Source organism: Pedobacter steynii, from assembly GCF_900103665.1.
Lineage (GTDB): Bacteria > Bacteroidota > Bacteroidia > Sphingobacteriales > Sphingobacteriaceae > Pedobacter > Pedobacter steynii.
Genome location: NZ_FNGY01000011.1, coordinates 62,068 through 80,611, shown reverse-complemented (window position 1 = coordinate 80,611; position 18,544 = coordinate 62,068). Strand labels below are relative to the sequence as shown.

Sequence of the window (18,544 nt, the reverse complement as noted above, 5' to 3'; positions counted from 1 at the left end):
TCTATGAATACCGGAGAAGATGCGCAAGGCTTGCGCAAGATCATTGATCTAACCAGATTAATCAGTATAGCCATATTAGTCATTCATTTTTATATCCTCTGCTATAAAGCTTTTCAGCATTGGGGTTTTACAGCAGAGATCACAGACCGTATGGTCAGCAATATCGCAAAGACGGGTTTATTTAACGGCTGGCTCAAACCCAAACTGGCCGCCTTATTGTTTTTGTGCATATCCTTATTAGGCGCAAAAGGCAAAAAGAATGAGAAAATCCAGAAGAACAGCATAGTCGTTCACATCTTAAGTGGGCTATCCGTATATTTCCTTAGCCTGCTGGTGCTTTATCTGCAAGGGAGCATACCCCTCATAGCTGGCCTGTATATTGGCTTAACTGGTATAGGTTATTTGCTGATCCTTTCCGGAGGAAACTGGTTATCAAGGTTGATTAAGCTCAATTTAGGTAAGGATGTATTCAATTCTGAGAATGAAACCTTTCCGCAGGAAGAAAGGCTTTTAGAAAATGAATATTCAATTAACCTGCCTACGAAATATAAGCTGAAAGGCAAAGTCAGAAACGGATGGGTCAATTGTGTTAATCCATTCAGGAGCATTTTAGTTTCAGGTTCGGCAGGTGCGGGTAAGACCTATTTTGTGATCCGGCACATTATAGACCAGCACCTTAAAAAGGGTTTCTCTATGCTATTATATGATTTCAAGTTTGACGATCTAAGTAAAATGGCTTATAACAAATTGCTTAAATACCATAAGAACTATAAAGTTAAACCGGAATTCTATGTCATTGATCTGGAGCATCCCAAACATCGTTGCAACCCGCTTGACCCAGAAAGTATGGAGGATATCACCGATGCTACCGAATCAAGCAGGACAATCATGCTCGGTTTAAATAAGGAATGGTTAAAAAAGACCGGGGATTTCTTTGTGGAAAGTCCGATTAACTTTTTAACGGCCATTATCTGGTACCTGCGTAAATATAAGAATGGCAAATATTGCACTTTACCTCATGTCATAGAACTGATGATGATCGATTATGATCCTTTGTTTGCTTTATTGCAGCAGGAAGAAGAAATAAAAGCATTGATCAATCCTTTTATTTCAGCCTACAGGAACAACGCAATGGCACAACTGGAAGGTCAGATAGCCAGTGCAAAGATTGGACTGGCGAGGTTGTCATCCCCGCAATTGTATTACGTACTTTCCGGTAATGATTTTACTTTGGATATCAATAATCCTGAGGCCCCTAAAGTTGTGTGTATGGGCAATAATCCCCAAAAGATAGAAACCTACGGAGCTGTACTGTCTTTATACGTTAGCAGGTTATTGAAGCTGGTTAACAAGAAAGGTAAAATGAAGTCCAGCCTGATCTTTGATGAGTTCCCTACTTTAGTGGCAACGGGGATCGTTAGCACGATCAGTACAGGCAGATCAAATTTAATAAGTTGTACGCTCGGAATCCAGTCTATTGAGCAAATGAAGAAGGAGTATGGAGCTGAGTTTGCAGAAATCATAGCAGGAATTTCCGGTAATATCATTAGTGGTCAAGTTACAGGTGAAAGTGCAAAAAAGCTATCTGAAACCTTTGGAAAAATCCTGCAGGATAGGGAGAGCCTGAGTATAAATAGCAGTGAAACCTCTATCTCAAAATCTACGCAGCTAGATTATGCCATCCCTGCCTCAAAGATAGCGACTTTATCCTCTGGGGAATTTGTTGGTATAGTTGCAGATAGTCCAAATGAGAAGATTAGGCTGAAAATGTTCCATGCGGAGCTTCAGAATGACCATGAGGCCATTGCAAAGGAAGAGGCGGCTTATGTGCAAATACCTGTTATTAGAAGGGTAAGTCATGATGATTTGCAAGAGAACTACTACAAGATAAAAAGTGATATTCAAAGATTGGTGCAAGATGAATTAAAAGATCTACAAAAAGATGCACCAATAGAAATAGCTAAGCGCAACGTTAAAAGACGCGACATCCGTAAATCAGTTCCTCTAACAAAAAAAAGAGGAAGTCAAAAACAGCAAAAGCCAATGTCCATGTGATTCTTCTTTAATGCATAAGATGATTGATATAAGAATTTAAGGATATAAAATAATCGCTCAGGTTTTTGTGTGTTTATATTTTTCTTTATTATTATATGAAAAATAACTAAAGTATTTTTTTTGTTTAAATATTAATCAATATCCTTTGTATGGGTAATAATAACGTTAAATTAATCGTTTAATAATAATAATGGGTTAATAAATTGACACATTTTAAAAACCATATGTTTACTAGCTCTTAGGCTTAGTTTAAGATGAAATAACCGTTTGTAAATATGAAAAGAGCTACATATTCTGATAGGAAAGAAGTAATTAGGATTTTAAGTGGTTCATTCTCAGAAAATAAGAGTGTTAGTTACTTAGTGGGTAGTCGTGCAGGTCGTAATCAACGGATAGACCGGTTGATGGAATATGCCTTTGATGAATGTATGGATTTCGGCGTTGTCTATATTTCTGAAGATATGAAAGCATGTGCCCTTGTTCTCTATCCTGAAAAAAAGAAGACGACTTGTAAATCAATTTTAAGAAATGTCAAATTGGTTTTGTCCGTCGTTGGGCTATTTAATGTCTTAAAAATTCTGAAGAAAGAATCTATAGTCGCTAAAGCTCAACGCGCTGAAAGGTTAAAATATTATGTGTGGTTTGTGGCAGTTGATATCTCATTCCAATCCCAGGGCATCGGTAGCCATCTAATGTCTGAGTTAATAAAAGATAGCGTTGAAATGAAACGTCAATTGATTTTAGAGACTTCAACTGAGCGTAATCTGCCATTCTATGTTGCAAATGGATTATCAGTCTATACAGATGAGGATGTAGGCTACAGACTATATTTTCTTAAATATTAATTGCTAACTAATCAAAATGTCATTCCTAATTAACTGCTCGTTATGCTGGTTTTCGGCTCCGAAATGCACTTGTTGACTCTTATTTTTCTGATCATCGAACTGATGATGTTTGGCGTACAAATTTGATCTTATTATGTATGGCCAGAGGATAAAGGCAGACTATGGTATCTGATTTTGCTTCTGCTACTTATTGTATATAATTTAACTGGAGGCTTATTTCCCGATAAAAATATCACGCTAATATCAGTTCATATCCAGAACACCATTGCCTACGGCTCAGGTTTTCTAATGGCATCGTATTTTCCATTTTATTTTTACAAATCCTTTAATCTGAGAAGTTTGCGTTTTATGGCGGTTTATGGAGTACCGCTATTTGTGCTCTTACCTTTTGTGGTATTTTTTGTTATCATCTATTCTTATACAGAGGATCTTGACTTTTCAATTAATTACGGACTCATTATTCCATTTATCTATTCGCTCTATATCTTATGGTCGATCCTTCGCGAGATTCGGAAATCTATTAAACATAACCAAGCATCCTTATATCCATTAAAAAAAACCGAAATGATTCTGGTTTATTTTGCTGTGTTTCCATGGGTTTGCTTGGCCGTATTTGCCTATTTTAATATAAGCCAATGGATTGAAGTTTTGTTTACCAACATTGGATTTGTCATTATAACCATTCTTTTCTTAATGAGATCTGGAAAATATGAGAGGAAACAAAAAGTACGTCTTATGGTTCGAGATCAACTTGTCGAAAAACAAAGAGAGGATTTTAAACATAATTGCCAAAATTATAAGTTGACAAAAAGAGAATGTGAAATTGCAGAATTACTATGTAGTGGCATGACTTACAAACAAATTGGTGAGATGCTCTACATTACCGAAAAAACCGTAGACTCACACGTTCAGAAAATTTTTTCTAAGACTGGAGTAAATAAAAAAATAGATTTACAAGGTATGCTTGGTTTTGTCGGTCGGAATGATCGACAATTGTGAAACGCTATTGTTTTGTCTTTTAACTATGATAAAAAAAATTATTTTTTTAGCTTACTCTCTAGTAGATTAATTCGTTCTTGGATTTCAGTGTACTTTTCCATTAAGTCTTTATGCTTCTCCAAAAGTGTCATGTACTTTGTTTGAAGAGAATCGTAATCTTTGTAGTGATCCGCGTTTTTGTTAACTATGGTAGGAAATATATCATCCATTTCGGGGTATTCCATAGAAAAATCATAATTGATTGCTCTACCATATTTTGCTAGAATGCTAAAATCCAGGTATTCTTGCTTTACATGAGAATAGAAGGTATTGTCTTTGTACCCTGCCCTCAAAGCAGCTTCTTTATTGGAAAACTGGCTCATCGTCACAGCTGAATACAAACTTTTTCCTCGTCCTTTTAAATCCCTGTGTTTTCTCAATTTCTAAATATTTTAAAGTATCTAAAATTAGAATGTATGATCTTTATTTTTTATTGATTTAATATTTGATTTTAATTGATTTGTGTTTATATTTATTTATTGTTTACTGATTTTTGTATTGATTATAATTTAAAAAGCTATGGAACGTTGAAATAAATTTTAAGAGTAATTAAGAATAAATAATATTTTTGCAGTTCTTCATGTAAAAATTGGAACTGCTTATCGAGCCTCGTTCATAAATCTGACAGTTTAGAACCCAACGAGTGTAAGTGTAGCAGCCAAACCCTATATTGTACTATAGGGCTGGTGCTCGCTTATGTCTTTTGTTGGGTGCCTAATCGAAAGGTTAGGTTGGCTTTGTCAGAGCCAGTGAACATTAGACTAGGCGTGTAGCCAGCCCTATTGTTATTGTTGGTAATCCTATGCTAATAAGGCTCATTATGATAGTGCTAATAATGAGTATATGGAAAATAAACTTCACTACACATATCTTTCAGAGGAGGAGAAAGATAATCCGGTTGCCTTTATTGTTGAATTTTGCACCTGCGAGTGCGATTTAAATGGATTTCGAGAAGAAGTTGGAGATATGATAAAATCTGCTTGTTCAAAAAAGAAATTCGGTAATAGCGACCACTATTTTTTTAACTATAGGCAGTTGCTGAAATTTTTGGAGGTAGGGTACATCTTTTTCTCAGAAGATCTAACCTTCTCATTACATCAGAATGAGCCAGTGTCCGGATTGGATAAAATTGTCTTTGGAACTCATTTTGAAAGTATTAGGCCATCTTGTTTCAGACTCCTGTCTCCAAATGAATTAAAAGATACTAATATATTCTTTAGGGATTTTTTTGCTCACCAAGATATTAACGAATGGAGACATATTTTTAGTCAATTCGTTGAATATGCCTACAGGTTATCTACTATAGATGAAGTGATGGAGGACGGTAGTGAAATGGTAATCCTTCGGGAGTATACTGAAAAATTAATTGAGGTAATTTATTTAATTCACCACATACATCAGACAGCTGATAATGATGAATCAAAGAAAGCTGTCAGAACGTTAAAAACATTTATTAATGACATAAAATAGGAATGAAGAAATGAAAAAATATAAAATTGATGAATATCTGTATTCTTTGAATGTAACGGATTACAAGAAAGCGAGTAGGTTGATTCCAAAAATTTTAGGGGTAGCTTTTAATACATTTCACAATTACAGACGAATTGAGATTGATGACCCACAGGACATTCCTTACGAAAAGGTTATAGCTATGGAAAAACTCTTTGGTCTTGAGGCGGGGAAACTAGCAAACCGCGATCTAAACTTTAAAACACTTAGAGAGATTTTCAATGAACCGTCTAATCTAGGTGTGAAATGAATCAAATCTTTGCTATCTAAAATTCGTTTGTAGAAATAACATCAATAATTATTTATGGGGATAATTGACACGTTCCAGATTAAGTTCTGGGCGTGTTTTTTTATTGGGTTACTTGGGGATGAGTTTGGTTTTGGTCGCTAGGGGTTTATCCCTATATCCTAAAATCAGGGTTTACCCTTACGTTTTTTTATCGATGCGTTTGTACTTTGGACTTTAACTAAAATCAATTTGCTTATGATAAATATTTACGAATTCCTATACCGTGTGTATTAATTGTTGCCAGTCAACAGGCAGTTTAGGTTTACTTTAAACAACACTCCCTATGCGTAAAAACATCTCAAAGCAGGATTTTCGAAAGCTTCGCGTTAAACTGACCGAAATTTTGAACAAGCCGGAACTTACTCTAGTAGAAAAGTTCAATCAATCTATTAACCTGGTTAACGATTTCTTAGATGAAGTCAGGACGACCGTGACCACAGTCGCTTTCAAAGATAAATTTGAGGAGATCTATTTCTTTAAGTTTGAAAAGCCGGAATATTATGCTCAGAAAATCTTTCATGTAGCCCTATTTACTTTGATGAGTCAGAAGCCTGTAGGTACTGATGAAATGGTTAGAACATATTTATTGGAAGAACTAGCCTTTGTTTCCCGTTTTTTTAAACAACATGCCTTTTATTATGGATATTATCGTTCTGGCTTTACTGAATTGGATGATTCTTTATTTCTAAGGGAGACTCTTATTTCTTCCCCCTTACTCATGGACTTACCTGAGCTCGATCCTGATTTCTGTACTGGTGGTGATTATCTCTTTGCCAAATTCATTGCTTATGAACTGTTACAGGACTTTATTCTGGATCAACTTAAAAAGCTGGATATAAAAGATCTGGCGATAACGCCGATGATCGGTGGCACAAGTAAAAAATTTGATTGGACAGGCGAAGTAGTTAATCTGGTAGAACTTGGATATGCACTCTACCTATCTAAACAGATAAACCATAACAAAGCTTCACTTGCAGATATATTTCGTTGGCTGGAGGACAGCTTTGGCGTAACGATTGGCATCCCGGCCAATCGCTTTCGGGAAATCAAACGAAGAAAAAGGATTGCACGTACTCATTTTATTGATCTGATCCGGGTTGCTTTATTGGATTATATGGACGATGACGATTCATAAATCCTCTCCTTATCTATGTCTAAGGATTGTTTTTGAGTTTTTTTGACATTTATTGATCACTACTAGAGACCAACTAATTTCCAACTTTTGAAATTTTGTTTTTGAAATTCCGAGGCAATGTTGCAGCGGAAAAAAATCAAAATATTATGATGTTAGAAGCATTCACATGGCAGCAGTTCTTAATTGCTGCGTTGATCTTGAGTGTAGTCTGGTACGTAGGTGTTGGACTGCTGTACTACAAGACAGAGATTTCAAACTTCCTGTCCGGTGAGAAAGGTAAATCTTCGGAGCCTTTGCCGCATGGTTGGCAGAACAAGGTAGACACTCTGGAGGATAACCTGATCGGTGCGTCCGTGCAGGAACATGGGGTAAGCATAGTTGAAGCGGATGATTTCAGCTTCCTGCCTAGAGAATTGGCTAGTTCTGAATTAGATCCCTTAGGAGAACTGGCTGATGTGCAGCAGGAGATTAAAAGCATTTGCGCTATTCTTGAACAGGAAGATGGGAGCAAGGAGGATTTCTTTTCGCTGTTCGCTATGATCAGGAACAAATATCCAAAAGTCGCTTCCTCTGGGCTAGCACCTGAATTAAAGGATTTCATCCGTGAACATGCGCCTTTTCATCTCTCAGCAGAAGAACTGGAAAACCTTTGGGTGTAGTGGCGATTTTCCAATAGTCTTTTTTGAATTCCTTGCCACAGGTAATGGCAGAAATCTTTCCGCCGAACAGGGAATTTTTAAACAAGATATATGAAGAAAAAAATCAGTAATCCTTTTGGGCTAAAGAAAAAATTATCGGGCAAAGTCTGGCTGCTATCCATCACACTTTGCGTGTACAGTGTATTGAATAGCGTGATGGCAAGGGCACAAGACGGTGAAGCTGGAATCCGGGCTGCGGCAGATAAGGTGTCGGGTTATTTCGATACAGGTTGCGATCTGGTTTATGCCATCGGTGCAGTAGTGGGCTTGATTGGTGCAGTTAAGGTATTTAACAAGTGGAATGCGGGTGAGCCGGACACCAATAAGGTGGCTGCAGCGTGGTTTGGTTCCTGCATTTTCCTGGTGATCGTGGCGACTGTCCTTAAATCCTTCTTTGGCGTATAAGATTAAGAAATGATCATAGCGGACGGAGCGCAGCTTGGAATAAGATGGCGTAAGCGTTTCGTCCGCCTATGATGTTAAAACAACAAAAAACTATGAGTTCAATATATCAAATCAATAAAAGCATCAATAAACCCATAGAGTTTAGGGGCTTGTATGGTCAGTATATCGCGTATTTAGCCGCTGGGTTGGTCGTGTTGTTGATCTCCTTTGCCTTATTATACATTTTGGGTGTAGCACTGGTCATTGTTTTACCCCTGATATTGGGTTTAGGTGGCGGGCTGTTCTTTGCAGTAACCCGGCTTTCTAAGCGTTTTGGCGTACATGGCTTAAGCAAATTTATGGCAAAGCGTGGCTTGCCTACTTATCTCAAGTTCAGATCAAGGCGGGTATTTACCGGACTGAAGTCAGGGAGGAAAAGCGTATGAGCTGTATGATCGAGATTGAAAAAATCCTGCCCATCTGGAAAGTAGAATCCGGTGCCATGATCTCCATGTTTGGTGATGTCACCATAGCCTACGAGGTAACTTTACCAGTGATTGGTACGCAATCCATCGCTGATTTCGAGACTGGACATCAGGCATTTGTCAAAGCCCTGCGGGTATTGAACCAGGGAACCGTGTTTCATAAAGCAGATTGGTTCCTTAAATCGAAGTTTAAGCCAATTGTTGCCACAGACAATATGTTGTCTAATGCAGCTGGGCAGTTCTTTAGAGGCAGAGCCTATTTAGACCACCAGTGTTTTATCTTCCTGACGCAAAAGCCTAATAGCAGGAAATTGTCCTCATCTGGTTATGCTAACATTCTACGTAAATCCATTGCCCCGGTAATGGAGCAAGACAACAGGGTATTTGCCAGTTTCTATTCGGCCTGCGGACAATTTGAACGCATTCTTTCAGACAGCGGTGCCATAGGTTTGCGCAGACTGAATGATGATGAACTTGCTGGAACAGCCAATAAACCAGGAGTCATCGAAAAATACTGTTTCCTTTTAAACCGTAACCAGCAATCTGTCATCAGGGACATCCATATTAAGGATGAAATCCGGGTTGGTGACCAGTATTGTCAGCTGTACACTTTATCGGATGCAGTTGACCTGCCTGCCATATGCGGTTCAAGGATCAACTATGATAAGTATTCAACGGATAAAACCAGATACAGCATCGGTTTTGCCACCCCGTTAGGTCAACTGCTGGACTGTAACCACGTGTACAACCAGTTTGTGTTTATTGGTGATGCACAGAAGACGATCAAACAACTGGAGGCCAAGAAACTGCGTCTGCAATCCTTATCAGCCTATTCCCGTGAAAATGCCATTGGCAGGGATGCCTGCAATGACTTCTTAAATGAGGCCGTTGCCACACAAAAGCTTCCGGTGAAGGCGCATTTTAATGTGTTGGCCTGGACGGACAATGTTTCGGAATTGGCAGAACTGAAGAATAAAGTCGGCTCTGCAATGGCGGTCATGGATGCGGTGGTCAAAGAAGAAACCGATGGGGCACCGCAAATCTGGTTTGCCGGAATGCCTGGCAATGCGGCTGATTTTCCGATGAATGATACCTTCGACACTTTTGTGGAGCAGGCGGCTTGCTTCCTGAATATGGAAGGCGGCCAGAGGTCTGATGAATCCGGTGTCCGTCTGGGGGATCGTTTATATGGCAGGCCGGTTTACCTTGACCTGTTCAATGCCCCGATGAGATCAGGACTGATTACCAATCGTAATTTATTTTGCTGCGGCAGTAGCGGTGCAGGTAAAAGTCTGGCTATGAACCACCTGCTCCGTAGCCTCTATGATGGGGGTGCGCACTGCGTGACCATTGACATTGGTGGCAGTTACAAGGGGCTATGCCAGGCAGTCAATGGCTATTATTTTACTTATACAGAGGAAAACCCGATCCGCTTTAATCCTTTTTATATCGGTGCGGGAGACAAACTGGACGTAGAGAAAAAGGAAAGTCTGAAAACCCTGCTCATTGCCTTATGGAAGAAAGACCCTGAAGATTATAACCGCAGTGAATATGTGGCGATCTCCGGTGCTATTACCCTATATTATGTACATCTCAGCGAAAATCCTGATGTTTTTCCATGCTTTAATTCCTTTTATGATTTCCTAATGGAAAAGTACCTGGTGGTACTGAAGAACGGGGACGTAAAGGAAAAGGATTTTGATCTGTCGAACTTTATGTACGTTTTGAACCCTTATTATAAGGGTGGCGAATTTGATTATTTGCTGAATGCCACCGAGAACCTTGACCTGCTCAATGAACGGTTCATTGTGTTTGAACTGGACAACATCAAATCGCACGAGATCCTTTTTCCGGTTGTGACGATCATCATCATGGAAATGTTCATTTCCAAAATGCGGAAGCTGAAAGGCAAGCGAAAGATTTTGGCGATAGACGAAGCATGGATTGCCATTGCAAAATCCGGCATGGCAAATTTCATCAAGTACCTCTACAAAACTGTAAGGAAATTCAATGGGATAGCCGCTTTGATTACTCAGGAAGTAGACGACCTGATCTCATCACCAATCATCAAGGAAACGGTCATTAACCTGTCCGATACCAAGCTGTTCCTGGACATGCGCAAGTTTATGAACAAGTTTGATAAGCTACAGGAAGCTTTGGGCTTATCGGATAAGGCGAAAACCCTTTTACTATCGCTCAACAAGGCCAATGAAGAAGGTAATCCATATAGGGAAATCTTTGTGGACCAGGGCGGTCAGCAAATGAATGTTTACCGCAACGAGCTATGCCTTGAGGAATATTTAATCTACACAACAGAAGAAAGCGAGAAGATGAAGGTTGAGGAGTACGCTGCTAAGTACGGTGACATCCATAAAGGAGTCGCCGCACTTGCAGCTGACATCCGTAACGGAATAAACAGTTTATAACCATTTAACAATCAAATTCAAAAGATCATGAAAAACTTCTTAAAATTTCAATCCTTATTTATGGCATTTGTAGCCTTATTGTTCATTGCCTGCAATGGCATTTCCCAAAATAACATTACTGGTACCTATGTCAACCATGCTTCCAGTGAGTTTAGCGTAGCTGATGATACTTTGATCGTGGAACATGATAAAGACCACAATTACCTGATCCACCGCACGACTAAATTTCAGGTCATTGATGAGGCTGGTAAAAAAGGAAGACCACAACATGAAACCGAGGAATGGAAAGCGGTATTTGATGAAGGCTCGCAAAGCATGACCGAGAACCGCAAAGGAAGGATCATTTCATTTGATTTAACCAAAGGGATATTAACGCTGGAAAACAGCACGTATCAGCGCATTAACTAATTCAAATTATGCACAACATTAAAAAACACATCATTAAACGTATGAAAACCTATATGGTTGTCCTGCCTTTGAGTGCGATGACTTTACTGGTTGCTTTGCCCACAGGGGCAAATGCGCAATTGGCCATTGTAGAGGTGATCAAAGCGGGCGTTAAAAAAGTAATCAAGGCGGTTGACCTGAAGGTTCAGCGCCTGCAAAATGAAACGATCTGGCTGCAAAATGCGCAGAAGGTCATTGAAAACCAGTTGTCCAAATTCAAGCTTACCGAGATTTCGGACTGGACGGAACGACAGAAGGAACTATATGCCGATTATTACAAAAAGCTTTGGGAAGTCAAATCTTTGATTTCTACCTATAAGCGGATCAAAGACCTTGCGGAAACACAGGCCGCCATTGTCCAGGAATACAGGTGGGCAATTGGTCTGTTCCATAAGGATAAGCATTTTACCGGGGACGAACTGTTGCATATGGAAGAAGTGTACCGAGGAATACTGGATGCCAGCATCAGGAACTTAGACCAGGTCTTTGTGGTCATCAACTCTTTCAAGACACAAATGTCAGATGCGAAAAGACTGGAGCTAATTGCGGCTGCGGCTGATCAAATCGATCAGAATTATTCCGACCTGAAACAGTTTAACCAGCAGAACATTACCCTGTCCATCCAACGTGCGAAATCAGCTATTGAACTCAGAACCTTAAAGCAGATTTATGAACTGGATTAAGCAAACAGCGTGTTTCCTGGTTTTTATGTGTCTGGCAGGTACGGCATCGGTTAGTCGGGCGCAAACCTGGGCGGAGTTCTTTAAGCAAAAGAAAACTCAGAAAAAATACCTGTTGCAGCAGATCGCAGCTTTTGAAGTCTATGCGGGGTACCTAAAGAAAGGCTACCAAATTGTAGACGGTGGTTTAACAACCATCAAGGATATTTCTAATGGGGAGTTTAAACTGCACGATGCTTTTATCAGTTCGTTAAAGCAGGTCAGTCCTGTGATAAGCAAAGATACCCGCATAGCAGAAGTTATTGCTTTGCAGATCGGTATCCTGAAATCCTTTGGTGCAATCAAAAGCAGCCGCTTTCTGTCTACCGATAACCTGACTTATGTCTCATTGGTTGCCGAAGGACTCATAGCCGAATGTTATACCGATTTGGAAGAATTGCTATTGGTTATTACTTCAGGAAAACTGGAGATGAAGGAAGATGAACGGCTGAAAAGACTGGACAAAATTTATACAAGCATGCTGGATAAGTCGGCATTTACGCAGGATTTCTGTAACCATACCACCCAGTTGATTCGACAAAAAGCTTCAGAACAAAACGAGATCAGTGAACTGATCAGGATGTTTCACTTTAAAGAATAGATATGAAAAAGATCATTTTATTACTGCTCCTTCTTTTTTCTATAGCACGATCATTTGGGCAGTCACAGGAAGCGCAGCAATTATTGTTAAATGTCGAGAAGTTGAGCCAGTTAAAGGGCATCCTTTCCAGCATGAAAAAAGGTTATGATGTCGTGTCCAAAGGTTATAATTCAGTAAAGAATATAGCCCAGGGCAATTTTTCCCTGCATGAGGTTTTTCTCGATGCCATGATGCTGGTCAGCCCTGAAGTGAAGAAATACAGGCGAATCGCAGACATTATAACAGCACAATCTGACATCGTTTCGGAATATAAATCTGCTTTTAAACGCTTCAATTCCGGTGGCAATTTCACGCTTTCAGAACTGGATTATTTGGGCAAGGTATACAGCCAGCTGTTTGATCAGAGCCTTGACAATTTAGATCAGCTGACTCTGGTGATCACTGCCAATAAACTCAGGATGAGCGATGATGAACGCTTGCAGGCCATTGACCGGATTTTTGCCGATACCCAGGACAAGCTGATATTCCTGCGAAGTTTCAACCTCAAGACCAGTATGCTGAATAGCCAAAGGCAAAAAGAAAAAGCAGATGTAGCGGGAACAAAACAGTTCTATAACCTCAACTAATTATGAAACACAAATTGAATTTAGTGACCGTATTTTTTACGGCATTGGCGATGCTATTTGCCTTACCCGCCATTTGTTTCGGGCAAAGTGGTGGCCTGGCTGGTTCCATCAGCGGCATGCAGCCTGTACTGGACAATGTCTACAATGACATGCTGCCCCTTTGTGGCAAGCTGATCGGTGTAGCCCGTGGGCTGGCGGGGTTTGGTGCCCTATGGTACATTTCCTCACGGGTCTGGCGGCAGATTGCCGCTGCCGAGGCTGTCGACTTTTACCCCTTATTGCGTCCTTTCGCCCTGGGCATGGCGGTTATGCTGTTCCCGATGGTCATTTCGGTGATGAACGGGGGTTTACAGCCAGTGGTTACAGCTACGGGCAGTATGGTGAAAGATTCGGATAAGGCGATTGCCGCTTTACTGAAACAAAAAGAACAAGCTGTAAAAAAGAGCAAGCAATGGCAGATGTATGTGGGCGAAAGTGGGAATGGCGATAGTGACAAGTGGTACCGGTTCACACATCCGAAAGACCCGGAACGTACAAAAGAAGGTATTTTTGAAGGCCTGGGCAATGATGTGAAGTTCTGGATGGATAAGAATTATTACAACTTCAGGAACTCCATTAAGCAATGGATGTCGGAAATCCTACAGGTCTTGTTTGCCGCTGCCGCCCTTTGTATCAACACCATTCGGACTTTTTACCTGATCGTGCTGGCCATACTTGGCCCATTGGTTTTCGGCTTTGCGGTCTTTGATGGGTTCCAGCATACACTGACGGTCTGGATTGCCAGGTATGTCAATATTTTTATGTGGCTGCCCGTTGCCAATATCTTCGGTAGCATCCTGGGAAAAATACAGGAAAACATGCTGAAGATCGATATTTCCCAGATTGGCAATGAAGGAGACACCTTCTTCAGTACCCAGGACACGGCATATTTAGTTTTCCTTGTCATTGGTATTGTCGGCTACTTCACCGTTCCCAATGTTGCCAATTACATTATTCATGCGGGTGGGGGCAATGCCATGTTAAGTAAGGTCAATTCACTGGTGACGGGGGGAAGCAGTAATGTCATGGGTGCCGCACAAGGCGGTGCGGGCATGATCGTAGACCGTTTTGACAATGCCCGTTCCAACCTCGCCCAGGGCATAGCTGAAGCCAGCGGCAATGACTATTTCAAAGACAAAGTATCCGGCAAGTAACCTATAGAATCATGTTTAAACAACTCAAGAACATAGACAGTGCTTTTCAGCACATTAAAAAATTCAGTATCTTTTTCCTGCTGGCGAATGTAGTCACTATCTGCTTTGGTATCTATAAATTCTGCGAGGTCATCCGGCAGGAAAGACAGACCGTACACATCCTGTATAATGGCAAAGTGCTGGAGGCTTTTGCTTCAGATAAAAAGAGTAACCTGGAAGTAGAGCTAAGGGATCACATCAAGACCTTTCACCAATATTTCTTTAACCTCAGTCCTGATGACAAGGCCATCAAAGCCAGCATGGCCAAAGCCTTGTACCTGGCCGACCAGAGTGCGAAAAAAGCATTTGATAACCTCAAAGAACAGGGGTATTACAATAACCTGATCTCCGCTAATATTTCGCAGGAAATTACCATTGACAGCACCCGGCTAAACATTAACCAGTACCCCTATACTTTTATCTGTTACGCCACCCAAAAACTGGTACGCGCCAGCAGTACGGTACTACGCAGGCTGGTCACGCAGGGCACAGTCAGGGACTTGAACATCCAGACGGACAATAACCCGCATGGCTTTTTGATCCAAAACTGGGAAACGGTATTGAACGCAGACCTAAATCCTAAAGCACATGAACCTATTTAAGAAAAAAAAGGACAAGGTTTTATCGCCAGGGCAACAGCGCAAAGCGGAAAATATTGCAGGTCACATCCTAAAAGCACAACGTAAGACAGCCGATTACCTGAACACAAAAACGGCACAGATATCCGGCAAAGGCTGGCTGATCCTGCTGATCTGTTTCTGCGCAGCATTTGGGAGTTATTGCCTGCTGTTGCTTGTACAGGGATTTAGCTGATCATTAAAATATTAATAAACACAAAAAAAATATAAGAATGAAAAAACAACGTGTAGACAAACGCAGGATCTTGTTATTCCTGCCCTTATTGGTCTTTCTGTTTTCAGCAGTGGCATTTTATGCTATGGGTTGGGGAAAGGCCGAGAAAACAGCCGTCGATGTTCCGGCAAAAGGCATCAATACAAATTTACCGGACGCACAGTTTAAAACAGAGCAGCCAACCGATAAAATGGACATTTACAAGTTGACTGAAAGCGATTCAGCTGCATCAAATGGAATTGAAGCGGTAGCCGGGCGTTTAGGTTTCACCCCTTCGGAAGATCCGCAGACCAAACAGATTAATGAACGACTGGCTGCTATTAACAGGGAAATCAATAATCCGGTTGCGCCTTCAAAAAGCTATGAAGAAATCATTAAAAGAACAGCTTCCGGTTCGGCTGATGCTCCTCTATCTAAAGACGTTGCCAGACTGGAAAGTCTGATGAAAAACATGCAATCTTCCGGTGGTGACGATCCTGAAATGGCACAGCTCAATTCTTTAATGGATAAGATCATGGCGGTTCAAAACCCAGAACTGGTACGGCAACAATCCCAGAAAGCTGTCCCTGTTGATACAGATAGCCTGTTTAAAACCATTCCTGCGGTAATCGCTACCAACCAAAAGGCCGTACAGGGTTCAGTGGTAGAACTCAGGTTGCTGGACAGTATCAGGCTAAACGGCCAGCTCATTCCCAAAGGGCATGCTGTATTTGGCCTGGCGGAGTTCAGCAACCAACGGTTAAACCTGCAAATCAAAAACATCCGGCTCGGTACCTCTGTCATTCCTGTAAGCTTAACCGTATTTGATAAGCGGGATGCCATGCAGGGTATCAATGCACCCGAAGTTTTACTCACAGATGCCATCAATGAAGGCAGTAGTGATGCCATCGGTAGGATAGGGTTAATGGGTATTGACCAAAGTCTAACCACCCAAATCGCCGGGGCGGGCATAGATGCTGCCAAATCTTTGTTTACCAAGAGGATCAAACGGGTTAAACAGAAATTGAAGGCAGGTTATCCCTTGCTGTTAAGGGACAATAGCAAAAAACTAAAGTAACATGGGAAGGCAAGTCAACAGGGCAATCGTGCTTTGCGAAAACTGGCAGGATAAAATGATCATGCTGGAAGAGGTGTTCGGAAAAGGTATTGAGAAAGACATTGCCAGGCAGAAGTATGATTTTTTACAGGAAGGGATCAACCGGATTTCAAAGGGTGCCAGTCAGGATGAAAAACTGGTGCTGGATATGGTCAGAAAGACAGTGGGTAAGCTGGAAAAACAACTGTATCCAAATCCCCTGATCCGTATCCTACGCAGGCTTAAATTAGTTTTGTATGATCAACCTGTTCAGATGGCAAAATTCAAAAAGCTCAAAACGGAAAATCTCGCATCTCTTAATGATACAATTGGAGGACTTGGCTTAAATCTTGAAAAGCTCAAACTTGACCAGAAGCTTGATTTTGAGCAAGCAAAGACCTCGATTGATCTGATCTCCCCCTGGGGTACGAACAACTACGAGGTAAAGGTCAATTTTGAGAAAGATGCTTCCGGGCAGTACCAGATGTTAAGCTATACAGGGATGCTGAAAGATTGGTCAAATCCTGAAAAAAATAGGTCTTATACCTTTGATGTGAATCTGAGAATCAATGCGAGGGAAGCAGCAAACCTATTACAGGGAAGAGCGGTGCTAAAATACTACCCTGTTGGTGAAAACAGGATGGCTTCAAAATGGATGCAGCTTGATTTTAAAAATCTGACTCCTGACGGGAAACCTCAATTGAAAGAAACACCAGCAGACCATGATTTCAATTTGAGACAGGAAGTCACCAAAATTGCCAAAGCACTGAATAAACCTGAACTGACTTCTAATAATGCCATTAACGGTATGGAGGAAGGCAATCAGATTGCCTTAAAACAACTAAATGGTAAAACCACTTACTTAGAGGCTAACCCTTTAAACAAAGAAATTACCATCCTGAATGACAGGCAACAGCCTATTACAATAGGTCAGTTGAAAAAGCAAAAGGAAGCTGCTTTGAAACTCGTGCCTGAACAGGTCAAAAGCCATACAAAAAGTCCAAAGATCGAAAAGAAACAACAGCAGGATCAGTCCCTGCACATCAGTTAATCATTCATAAAATACAAAACGTATGAACAGAAATTCATTAGAGGAATTCAGGGCACAGGTGAAAGCCTTGAAAGTCCCGGACGAAATGGCAAAAAAAGTAGAGGAACTTATGGAAAGAGGCATTCCAATCATCGAGGTCACAGGACAACTGGAATCCCGTAAAGGCTACCTGGAAGCCACCATGCATTTAAAATGTTCCGCCAACGAATTTTATTACCTCAACAAGTATGATCTGGCTTTGAGCAGCGCCAAAGCAGCAGAAAAGGGCAAGGACTATTTCATTCTTTCCCAGGATGATAAAGGTAAACCACAATTCAAGCGGTTTGAAAGCCCAATTGCTGCAATTGAAAATTTTAAAAAAAGAACAGGTGATGCCGAATTGGCTATCGGCATTCCAGATCGGGAAAATCTGGATTACCGTCAAACTTTAGCAACGATGAAAGACGGCAAAGTAGATTATGTGGTCAAGGAATTTCAGGTTCCGTTCAAAATTGATCCCATTCGCAATACTGTATTTGTCAATCGGGGAACAGGCCTAAACATGAAACAGAGTGCCAATATGCTCCAGGGCGGCTCAGCTTATCGGGATGATCTGGTCAGCAGACAAGGAGCTAATTATAAGGCCTGGAATAATTATCTCCTTAATGAACCAAGAGATAACTATGGTAACCTGAAGATCAAACAGTACAGTGAAGGTTATGGGTTCGATCTGAAAACGCAATTGGACAATTACTCCATTAAGGAAATGGGTAAACCGGAAACAGCTGAAAAACTAATCGCAGAACTAAAAGACGGCGGCCGACCGCTGGTTAATGTCGTGAATGGAGAGGGGGAATCAATGATTTTGCGGATGCAGGCGATGCCTCGCTTTGGCAACCTCAACTTTTACAATCAATACGGCAAGCCTGAAAACCGTGAGCAGTTCCAGAAGCTGACGAAGGAAGAAGCAATGGGAAAAGAAAACAATTTCAGCAAGAAGCTGAATAAGAGTAAAGATGCTGTCAAAGACCAGGAAATGAGCATGTAAACTGCTGAAATCAAACAGTTATTTATACATTCACTTTTTAAAACCAATTT

The 18,544-nt window shown here is 40.8% G+C and carries 21 protein-coding genes; 20 read left to right on the top strand and 1 reads right to left on the bottom strand.

The genetic code is table 11. The features are described 5' to 3' along the window. The first annotated feature begins 3 nt into the window (after positions 1-3). The 3 genes from mobC to BLQ87_RS33885 all read left to right on the top strand — a co-directional run bounded on the left by mobC (position 4) and on the right by BLQ87_RS33885 (position 3,899). Positions 4-2,055: a conjugal transfer protein MobC gene (gene mobC, locus BLQ87_RS25925; RefSeq protein ID WP_074611835.1), complete on the top strand. Its 2,052-nt coding sequence runs from the start codon at positions 4-6 to the stop codon at positions 2,053-2,055. A 275-nt stretch (positions 2,056-2,330) separates the two neighbouring features. Further along, complete coding sequence (locus BLQ87_RS25920; RefSeq protein WP_074611834.1) at positions 2,331-2,900, top strand: GNAT family N-acetyltransferase; 570 nt, start codon at positions 2,331-2,333, stop codon at positions 2,898-2,900. Positions 2,901-3,464: 564 nt separating this feature from the next. Then, complete coding sequence (locus BLQ87_RS33885; protein ID WP_172664970.1) at positions 3,465-3,899, top strand: helix-turn-helix transcriptional regulator; 435 nt, start codon at positions 3,465-3,467, stop codon at positions 3,897-3,899. A 38-nt stretch (positions 3,900-3,937) separates the two neighbouring features. Here BLQ87_RS33885 and BLQ87_RS25910 read toward each other — a convergent pair whose 3' ends face one another. Beyond that, the gene (locus BLQ87_RS25910; protein WP_143010550.1) at positions 3,938-4,318 is read right to left on the bottom strand and encodes a hypothetical protein; all 381 of its coding nucleotides are present in this window, start codon (positions 4,316-4,318) and stop codon (positions 3,938-3,940) included. A gap of 463 nt (positions 4,319-4,781) precedes the next feature. Between BLQ87_RS25910 and BLQ87_RS25905 the strand changes: the two genes are divergently transcribed. From BLQ87_RS25905 to BLQ87_RS25825, 17 genes are all read left to right on the top strand, one after another. Continuing rightward, positions 4,782-5,408, top strand: coding sequence for a hypothetical protein (locus tag BLQ87_RS25905; protein ID WP_074611832.1), 627 nt, complete (start codon positions 4,782-4,784; stop codon positions 5,406-5,408). Between the two features lie 10 nt (positions 5,409-5,418). After that, a complete protein-coding gene (locus BLQ87_RS25900; RefSeq protein ID WP_074611831.1) occupies positions 5,419-5,697 on the top strand; it encodes a hypothetical protein in 279 nt (92 codons plus the stop codon). 322 nt (positions 5,698-6,019) lie between these two features. Then, positions 6,020-6,871 (top strand): RteC domain-containing protein, encoded by an 852-nt coding sequence (locus BLQ87_RS25895; RefSeq protein ID WP_074611830.1) that lies wholly within the window; start codon positions 6,020-6,022, stop codon positions 6,869-6,871. Between the two features lie 146 nt (positions 6,872-7,017). Continuing rightward, positions 7,018-7,530, top strand: a complete 513-nt coding sequence (locus BLQ87_RS25890; protein WP_143010549.1) for a hypothetical protein — start codon at positions 7,018-7,020, stop codon at positions 7,528-7,530. 90 nt (positions 7,531-7,620) lie between these two features. Further along, a complete protein-coding gene (locus tag BLQ87_RS25885; protein ID WP_074611828.1) occupies positions 7,621-7,974 on the top strand; it encodes a DUF4134 domain-containing protein in 354 nt (117 codons plus the stop codon). A 92-nt stretch (positions 7,975-8,066) separates the two neighbouring features. Further along, positions 8,067-8,399, top strand: coding sequence for a DUF4133 domain-containing protein (locus BLQ87_RS25880; protein ID WP_074611827.1), 333 nt, complete (start codon positions 8,067-8,069; stop codon positions 8,397-8,399). Positions 8,400-8,404: 5 nt separating this feature from the next. After that, the gene (locus tag BLQ87_RS25875) at positions 8,405-10,864 is read left to right on the top strand and encodes a TraG family conjugative transposon ATPase (protein WP_074612006.1); all 2,460 of its coding nucleotides are present in this window, start codon (positions 8,405-8,407) and stop codon (positions 10,862-10,864) included. A 27-nt stretch (positions 10,865-10,891) separates the two neighbouring features. Next, the gene (locus BLQ87_RS25870) at positions 10,892-11,272 is read left to right on the top strand and encodes a hypothetical protein (RefSeq protein WP_074611826.1); all 381 of its coding nucleotides are present in this window, start codon (positions 10,892-10,894) and stop codon (positions 11,270-11,272) included. A 41-nt stretch (positions 11,273-11,313) separates the two neighbouring features. Next, the gene (locus BLQ87_RS25865) at positions 11,314-11,994 is read left to right on the top strand and encodes a conjugal transfer protein TraI (protein ID WP_074612005.1); all 681 of its coding nucleotides are present in this window, start codon (positions 11,314-11,316) and stop codon (positions 11,992-11,994) included. Continuing rightward, entirely contained in the window at positions 11,981-12,631 is a 651-nt protein-coding gene (locus BLQ87_RS25860; protein WP_074611825.1) for a hypothetical protein, read from the top strand. The genes BLQ87_RS25865 and BLQ87_RS25860 overlap by 14 nt, the downstream gene beginning before the upstream one ends. 2 nt (positions 12,632-12,633) lie before the next feature. Further along, positions 12,634-13,257, top strand: a complete 624-nt coding sequence (locus BLQ87_RS25855; RefSeq protein ID WP_074611824.1) for a hypothetical protein — start codon at positions 12,634-12,636, stop codon at positions 13,255-13,257. Between the two features lie 2 nt (positions 13,258-13,259). Then, complete coding sequence (gene traJ, locus BLQ87_RS25850; RefSeq protein WP_074611823.1) at positions 13,260-14,450, top strand: conjugative transposon protein TraJ; 1,191 nt, start codon at positions 13,260-13,262, stop codon at positions 14,448-14,450. Positions 14,451-14,461: 11 nt separating this feature from the next. After that, entirely contained in the window at positions 14,462-15,091 is a 630-nt protein-coding gene (gene traK / locus BLQ87_RS25845; protein WP_074611822.1) for a conjugative transposon protein TraK, read from the top strand. Further along, positions 15,078-15,302 carry a hypothetical protein gene (locus BLQ87_RS25840; RefSeq protein WP_074611821.1) on the top strand — a complete coding sequence of 75 codons (225 nt, stop codon included), beginning with the start codon at positions 15,078-15,080 and terminating at the stop codon, positions 15,300-15,302. The genes traK and BLQ87_RS25840 overlap by 14 nt, the downstream gene beginning before the upstream one ends. 37 nt (positions 15,303-15,339) lie before the next feature. After that, positions 15,340-16,398, top strand: coding sequence for a conjugative transposon protein TraM (gene traM, locus BLQ87_RS25835; protein WP_074611820.1), 1,059 nt, complete (start codon positions 15,340-15,342; stop codon positions 16,396-16,398). Between the two features lies 1 nt (position 16,399). After that, complete coding sequence (locus BLQ87_RS25830) at positions 16,400-17,467, top strand: hypothetical protein (RefSeq protein WP_074611819.1); 1,068 nt, start codon at positions 16,400-16,402, stop codon at positions 17,465-17,467. A 22-nt stretch (positions 17,468-17,489) separates the two neighbouring features. Then, positions 17,490-18,494, top strand: a complete 1,005-nt coding sequence (locus BLQ87_RS25825; protein WP_074611818.1) for a hypothetical protein — start codon at positions 17,490-17,492, stop codon at positions 18,492-18,494. The last annotated feature ends 50 nt before the right edge of the window (positions 18,495-18,544 follow it).

What these genes read in the sequence shown, in the direction of transcription:
- BLQ87_RS25855 (WP_074611824.1), top strand. Translation starts at nt 12,634, where the DNA reads ATGAAAAAGATCATTTTATTACTGCTCCTTCTTTTTTCTATAGCACGA.
- BLQ87_RS25900 (WP_074611831.1), top strand. Translation starts at nt 5,419, where the DNA reads ATGAAAAAATATAAAATTGATGAATATCTGTATTCTTTGAATGTAACG.
- BLQ87_RS25840 (WP_074611821.1), top strand. Translation starts at nt 15,078, where the DNA reads ATGAACCTATTTAAGAAAAAAAAGGACAAGGTTTTATCGCCAGGGCAA.
- BLQ87_RS25895 (WP_074611830.1), top strand. Translation starts at nt 6,020, where the DNA reads ATGCGTAAAAACATCTCAAAGCAGGATTTTCGAAAGCTTCGCGTTAAA.
- mobC (WP_074611835.1), top strand. Translation starts at nt 4, where the DNA reads ATGAATACCGGAGAAGATGCGCAAGGCTTGCGCAAGATCATTGATCTA.
- traJ (WP_074611823.1), top strand. Translation starts at nt 13,260, where the DNA reads ATGAAACACAAATTGAATTTAGTGACCGTATTTTTTACGGCATTGGCG.
- BLQ87_RS25825 (WP_074611818.1), top strand. Translation starts at nt 17,490, where the DNA reads ATGAACAGAAATTCATTAGAGGAATTCAGGGCACAGGTGAAAGCCTTG.
- BLQ87_RS25830 (WP_074611819.1), top strand. Translation starts at nt 16,400, where the DNA reads ATGGGAAGGCAAGTCAACAGGGCAATCGTGCTTTGCGAAAACTGGCAG.
- BLQ87_RS25865 (WP_074612005.1), top strand. Translation starts at nt 11,314, where the DNA reads ATGAAAACCTATATGGTTGTCCTGCCTTTGAGTGCGATGACTTTACTG.
- traK (WP_074611822.1), top strand. Translation starts at nt 14,462, where the DNA reads ATGTTTAAACAACTCAAGAACATAGACAGTGCTTTTCAGCACATTAAA.
- BLQ87_RS25905 (WP_074611832.1), top strand. Translation starts at nt 4,782, where the DNA reads ATGGAAAATAAACTTCACTACACATATCTTTCAGAGGAGGAGAAAGAT.
- BLQ87_RS25885 (WP_074611828.1), top strand. Translation starts at nt 7,621, where the DNA reads ATGAAGAAAAAAATCAGTAATCCTTTTGGGCTAAAGAAAAAATTATCG.
- BLQ87_RS25870 (WP_074611826.1), top strand. Translation starts at nt 10,892, where the DNA reads ATGAAAAACTTCTTAAAATTTCAATCCTTATTTATGGCATTTGTAGCC.
- BLQ87_RS33885 (WP_172664970.1), top strand. Translation starts at nt 3,465, where the DNA reads ATGATTCTGGTTTATTTTGCTGTGTTTCCATGGGTTTGCTTGGCCGTA.
- BLQ87_RS25890 (WP_143010549.1), top strand. Translation starts at nt 7,018, where the DNA reads ATGATGTTAGAAGCATTCACATGGCAGCAGTTCTTAATTGCTGCGTTG.
- traM (WP_074611820.1), top strand. Translation starts at nt 15,340, where the DNA reads ATGAAAAAACAACGTGTAGACAAACGCAGGATCTTGTTATTCCTGCCC.
- BLQ87_RS25860 (WP_074611825.1), top strand. Translation starts at nt 11,981, where the DNA reads ATGAACTGGATTAAGCAAACAGCGTGTTTCCTGGTTTTTATGTGTCTG.
- BLQ87_RS25920 (WP_074611834.1), top strand. Translation starts at nt 2,331, where the DNA reads ATGAAAAGAGCTACATATTCTGATAGGAAAGAAGTAATTAGGATTTTA.
- BLQ87_RS25875 (WP_074612006.1), top strand. Translation starts at nt 8,405, where the DNA reads ATGATCGAGATTGAAAAAATCCTGCCCATCTGGAAAGTAGAATCCGGT.
- BLQ87_RS25880 (WP_074611827.1), top strand. Translation starts at nt 8,067, where the DNA reads ATGAGTTCAATATATCAAATCAATAAAAGCATCAATAAACCCATAGAG.